This is a genomic window from Mumia sp. (assembly GCF_028803055.1).
In the GTDB taxonomy this organism is placed as follows: Bacteria; Actinomycetota; Actinomycetes; order Propionibacteriales; family Nocardioidaceae; genus Mumia.
Map to the genome: position 1 here is coordinate 1 of NZ_JARBCJ010000209.1, position 5,653 is coordinate 5,653.

Below are 5,653 nucleotides of genomic sequence, written 5' to 3' on the forward strand. Positions count from 1 at the left end.
CGTCGCCGTCGTCCTGGAGGAGCAGTCGGCGGAGGTGCTCATGGAGGACGCGGTGGCGGTCGGCCCGGAGGCGCTCGCCGAGGCCCGCACGTGGTTCACGTCCTTCGGGTCCTGCAGCATCGACGAACCGGTGCAGGACCTGCGCTCGCTGGGTCTCCTGTGACGGCCGCGACGACGTGGGTCCCGGGCGGCGCCGGGTCCGGGTACGACGTCGACCACCTGCCGTACGGCGTGTTCGGGCTCCGCTCGGAGGGACCGTCGAGCCAGCACCGGATCGGCGTACGGATCGGCGACCACGTGCTCGACCTCGCGGGCGCCGCGGGCGGTGCGGACGGTGAAGGGTTCGGCCGGCACCTGGGCGGCCCGACGCTCAACACGCTCATGGCCGCAGGGCGGACCACGTGGGACGAGATCAGGCGATGGCTCCAGGCCACGCTCCTCGACCACGACGCCGGGCCCGAGCGCCTGTCCGGGCATCTGCACCGTCTCAGCGAGGTGACGTTGCACCTGCCGTTCGAGGTGGCCGACTACATCGACTTCTACTGCTCGCTGGACCACGCGACCAACGTGGGGCGGATCTTCCGCCCCGACGCCGAGCCGCTGCTGCCCAACTGGCGCCACCTGCCGGTCGGCTACCACGGGCGCGCCGGCACGGTCGTCGTCTCGGGCACCGACGTCGTACGCCCGCTGGGCCAGCGCAAGGGTCCAGATGCGGCAGAGCCCGACTTCGGCCCGAGCGCGCGTCTCGACATCGAGGCCGAGGTCGGTTTTGTCGTCGGGACCCCGAGCCGCCTCGGTGACTCCGTCCCGACGAGCGGCTTCGCCGAGCACGTCTTCGGGGTGGTCCTCCTCAACGATTGGTCGGCCCGCGACATCCAGGCGTGGGAGTACGTGCCGCTCGGGCCCTTCCTCGGCAAGTCCTTCGCGACCTCGGTCTCACCGTGGGTGACACCGCTGGCCGCGCTCGAGCCGTCCCGCGTTCCCCTGCCGAGCCAGGATCCGCCGCCGCTGCCGTACCTCCAGGTCGCGGAGCCGGCCGGGTACGACCTCGCGCTCGAGGTCGAGCTCAACGGTGAGGTCGTGAGCCGCCCGCCGTACCGGACGATGTACTGGAGTCCCGCCCAGATGCTCGCGCACCTGACGAGCAACGGCGCGTCGCTGCGGACCGGCGACCTCTTCGCCTCCGGCACCGTGTCGGGTCCGGAGCGCGGGGAGCGCGGATCGTTCCTCGAGCTCTCGTGGGGCGGACGCGAGCCGTGGACCGCCGGCGGGGAGGAGCGTACGTTCCTGCGCGACGGCGACGAGGTGGTGCTGCGCGCGAGTGCCGGCACCGTGACCCTCGGCGAGGTCCGCGGCCGCATCCTCCCCGCCCCCTCCCGTCCCTCCCGGCCCTCCCGCCCGTCCCGTCCGCGATTTGTGCAGTTGGACAAGGAATCATGACGGCGAGACCTGGACGAACTGCACAAACCGGGGACGGGGGCGGGTCCCAGACGCTCGAGCGCGGGCTGCTCGTGCTCGAGGTGGTGGCCGACGCGCCGGGTGCGACGGGCTCGGAGGTCGCCGTGCGCGCTGGCCTGCACCGGTCGATCGTCCATCGCCTGCTGGTGAGCCTGGAACGGAGCGGGTACGTCGAGCGCGACGCGGGCGGTCGCTATCAGGTGGGCAGGACGCTCACGACCCTCGCCGACCGCACCCGCCCACGCCTCCACACTGCGGCGGAGCCCGTGCTCCAGGATCTGGCCACGGAGCTCGATGCCACCGCCAGCCTCGTCGAGGTGGTTGCCGGTGCCGCCGTGAGCACCGTCGTCGCCGAGCCGCCCACCGACGGACCACGGTTCTCCTACCGCCTCGGCAACCGCGACCCGCTCGACCGTGGCGCCGGCGGGTTGGCCGCGCTCGCCTCGGGCCCACCCGCACCGGACGAGCCCGCCCGCGTCGCCGACGCCCGGTCGGCGGGCGTCGTCACCACGCACGCCGAGCTGAACCCGGGTGCGTACGGCATCGCCGCGCCCGTGCCCGGCCTGCGCGGCGGACGCGCGGCGGTCGCGGTGATCACCAGCCGACCGGAGGTCGCCGAACGCGCTGAACAGCTGGTCCGAGACGCCGCCCGTCGGATCGGCTCGGCCGCCTACGGGTGACGGTTGCCCGGACCGCAGCGCGGGTGTTCGATGGGGTGATGAGCACACCGAGCATCGACCCGAACGGCCCCGGCGACCCCGTGGACCCGGTGGACCCGGACACGATCGAGCCGGACGTCGTCCCCAGCCTGGACCCCGACCCGGGTGACCCCACTCCCGTCGCGCCGCCGCCTCAGACGGAGCCGCGCATCCCGGAGTGACCGGTCAGAGTGACCGGTCGCGGTCACTCGTACGTGTAGAACCCGCGCCCGGTCTTGCGTCCGAGGAGACCGGCATCGACCATCCGCGCGAGCAGCGGCGGGGGCGCGTACAGGGGCTCCTTGAACTCCTCGTACAGCGACTCCGCCACGGCCTTCGTCGTGTCGAGACCGATGAGGTCGGCGAGAGCGAGGGGTCCCTGGGGGTGCGCCGCACCGCGGACGAGACCCTCGTCGATGTCCTCGGCCGTGGCGAAGCCGGACTCCAGCATCCGGATCGCGGACAGCACGAACGGGATCAGGAGTGCGTTGACGACGAAGCCCGCGCGGTCCTGGCTGAGGATCGCGTGCTTGCCGAGCTGGCCCTCGACGAACGAGCGGGCCCGGAGCGTGGTCTTCTCGTCGGTCAGCAGGCTCGGCACCAGCTCGACGAGCGAGAGCACCGGTACCGGGTTGAAGAAGTGGATCCCGAGGACCTGGCCCGGGCGGGACGTCACGACGGCGAGCTTCATGATCGGGATGGACGACGTGTTCGACGCCAGGATCGCCTCGGGAGACTCGACGATCGCGTCGAGCTTCTTGAAGAGCGCGACCTTGGTCGCCTCGTCCTCGACGATCGCCTCGATGACGAGGTCACGGTCACGCAGCGCCTCGAGGTCCTCGACGACGCTGATCCTCGCGAGCACGTCGGCGGCACTGTCGATGCGTCCGCGTGACTCGGCGCGCTCCAGCGACTTCGTGATCCTCGCGCGACCGGCCGCGGCAGCCTCAGGGCTCGACTCGACGGCCACCACCTGGGCGCCGGCCCGCGCGCACACCTCGGCGATGCCCGCACCCATCAGGCCGCACCCGACCACACCGATCTTGTCCATCTGAAATGACACTCCTCGTCCGTGGCGCGCGGTCACGCGCCACGGACGACCGTACGCAGTACCGTCCGGTAACCCCAAAAGGCCACCCGGCCTGAAGGAGTCGCTCAGCTCCGCTCGACGACGACGTGCTCGTTGGGGACGCAGTGCGTCATCGTGTGGCCCTCGACGTCGCGGGGGCCGTTCTTGCCAAGGTTCTCCAGGCGACGCCGCTCCTCCTCGTTGAGCGTCTGCGTCTCGAGCGGCGCTAGACCACGAACATCGTCGACCGTGATGCCCAGGCCTTCACCGACCCGCTCGCCGAGCTCGTCCTCGCAGAGGAAGAAGTGCCACACCATCCGCTCCTGCACCTCGCGGGTGGCCTCGGAGATGTTCGCGACGAAGTTCTTCACCAGGTCGTCACGCTCCCAGTCCTCCATCAGCCGGAACCGTTCGCCCGCCTGCGCGTAGTCGTTCGTACGAGGGATCCGCTCGCGGGTGAGCCGTCCGACGATCTCAGGACCGTATGCCTGGCTCGAGGCCGGCTTGGCCGCCTCGTGCAGCCCGCCCATGGTGGACGGCTCGTAGTTGACGTGCGGGTTCTGGCCGTCGGCGAGGTCGATGTGATAACTCATCTCACCGCCGCGCTGGTTCGTCTGCGGACGCGCGTGCTTCGGCGAGTTCACCGGGAGCTGCAGGTAGTTCGGACCGACGCGGTAGCGCTGCGTGTCGCTGTAGGAGAACGTCCGCCCGACGAGCATCTTGTCGTCGGAGAAGTCGAGCCCGTCGACGAGGACACCGGTGCCGAACGCGATCTGCTCGTTCTGGTTGTGGTGGTCGTCGACGTTGCGGTTGAGCGTCATCGTCCCGACGTGCTTGGGCTCGAAGACCTCCTCCGGCCAGACCTTCGTGTCGTCGAGCGGGTCGAAGTCGAGCTCAGGGTGGTCGTGGTCGTCCATCATCTGGACGTAAAGGTCCCACTTGGGGTAGTCGCCGCTCTCGATCGCGTCGTAGAGGTCCTTCGAGGCGTGCCCGAGGTCGCCCGCCTGGATGTTGGCCGCGTCCTCCTCGGTCATCGACTTCACACCCTGCTGGGGCAGCCAGTGGTACTTGACGAGCTTGGTCTCGCCCTCGGAGTTGACCCACTTGTACGTGTTCACCCCGAAGCCCTGCATGTGCCGGTAGTCCGCGGGGATCCCGCGTGGGCTGAACAGGTTGACCAGCATGTGCATCGACTCGGGCGTCTGCGACATGAAGTCGAAGATCCGTGCCGGCTCCTGCCGGAAGGTGACCGGGTCGGGCTTGAGCGAGTGGATGACGTCGGGGAACTTGATCGCGTCCCGGATGAAGAAGATGCCGAGGTTGTTGCCGACCAGGTCCCAGTTGCCGTCCTCGGTGTAGAACTTCACGGCGAAGCCGCGCGGGTCGCGCGCCGTCTCGCTGGAGTCGCGACCGCCGATGACGGTCGAGAGGCGGATCGCCAGGTCAGTGACCTTGCCGGTCTTGAAGACCTTGGCCCGCGTGAATCGCTCGATCGGCTCGTCGCCCCATCGCCCCGTCGCCTCGAAGGTGCCGAACGCCACGGCGCCTCGGGCGTGGACGACACGCTCCGGGATGCGCTCGCGGTCGAAGTGGCTGACCTTCTCGAGGAAGTGGTAGTTCTCCAGGGTCGCCGGACCCCGTGCTCCCACGGTCCTCTGGTTCTGGTTGTCGTAGACCGGGTGGCCCTGTCGGGTGGTGAGCCTGCGCTCGTCGGTCATAGGAGACGTCCTCTCCGATCGTTCGTTCGGTGGCAGGGGATCAACACCCAGTGCCCTGAACCGCTCCGATCATTCTCGTCCAGTGGACTCAGGCGCGCCCGGCAAGCGACGGCACACCGAGCCGTACGTTTCTCACGCCGTCAGAGAAGTGGACCGTGTCAGGTTCGGCCAGGTCCCCGAGCCCGGCTGCACGGGTGAGGTCCTGGTCGAGTCGCCGGACCTGTGCCGCGCGCAGCGGCCAGGGCTCGTGCTCCACCGGCGTGACCACGATCTGTCCCAGATGGCGGGTGTAGGCGCGCCACCGGCTGGTCAGCCAAATCTCGAGATCGGCGGGTTCGGCGGGGGCACCTGCCTGGACCTCGAGCCGGTACGACGGCCCGCCACCGTGCCGGGATCCGGTCGAGACCACCGTGTCGCTGCGGCGCTCGACGCTGAGGTCGGCACCGTGGTACGGCGCCCCGACAGCCGTCCTCAGGAGGGCAGCGAGCACCCGGGTGCCGATGTCGAGGGACAGGAACCAGAGCCCGTCCCGGCCGTCCGGTCCGCGCACGTACGTCCGGAGGTTGGTCTCCGGACTGGTGCGCGCGGTGCCCGGCATGGCGGGCAGTCCGAGCGGTCGCATGTCGGCCATCCGGAACGGGGTCAGACCGACCCACGCCGCGCCGTCGTACTCGTCGACGGTAAGGGATGGCGGCAGCACCGCCTGGACG

General features: G+C 70.2%; 6 protein-coding genes. 3 read left to right on the top strand and 3 right to left on the bottom strand.

Annotated features, from left to right (window positions below):
- Positions 1–159 precede the first annotated feature (159 nt).
- From fahA to PV363_RS15480, 3 genes are read left to right on the top strand one after another with little or no spacing between them, the layout of a single operon-like run.
- Complete coding sequence (fahA, locus tag PV363_RS15470; RefSeq protein ID WP_301022792.1) at positions 160–1,440, top strand: fumarylacetoacetase; 1,281 nt, start codon at positions 160–162, stop codon at positions 1,438–1,440.
- Positions 1,437–2,138, top strand: a complete 702-nt coding sequence (locus PV363_RS15475) for a helix-turn-helix domain-containing protein (RefSeq protein WP_220345922.1) — start codon at positions 1,437–1,439, stop codon at positions 2,136–2,138. The genes fahA and PV363_RS15475 overlap by 4 nt, the downstream gene beginning before the upstream one ends.
- A gap of 38 nt (positions 2,139–2,176) precedes the next feature.
- Positions 2,177–2,338, top strand: coding sequence for a hypothetical protein (locus PV363_RS15480; RefSeq protein WP_220343181.1), 162 nt, complete (start codon positions 2,177–2,179; stop codon positions 2,336–2,338).
- A gap of 23 nt (positions 2,339–2,361) precedes the next feature.
- Here the strand turns inward: PV363_RS15480 and PV363_RS15485 are convergent, their stop codons facing one another.
- The 3 genes from PV363_RS15485 to PV363_RS15495 all read right to left on the bottom strand — a co-directional run.
- Positions 2,362–3,207 carry a 3-hydroxybutyryl-CoA dehydrogenase gene (locus tag PV363_RS15485; protein ID WP_301022793.1) on the bottom strand — a complete coding sequence of 282 codons (846 nt, stop codon included), beginning with the start codon at positions 3,205–3,207 and terminating at the stop codon, positions 2,362–2,364.
- Positions 3,208–3,311: 104 nt separating this feature from the next.
- Complete coding sequence (locus PV363_RS15490) at positions 3,312–4,943, bottom strand: catalase (protein WP_220343179.1); 1,632 nt, start codon at positions 4,941–4,943, stop codon at positions 3,312–3,314.
- An 88-nt stretch (positions 4,944–5,031) separates the two neighbouring features.
- Positions 5,032–5,653: DUF2071 domain-containing protein (locus PV363_RS15495; protein WP_301022794.1), on the bottom strand; the 622-nt coding region annotated here is incomplete at its 5' end.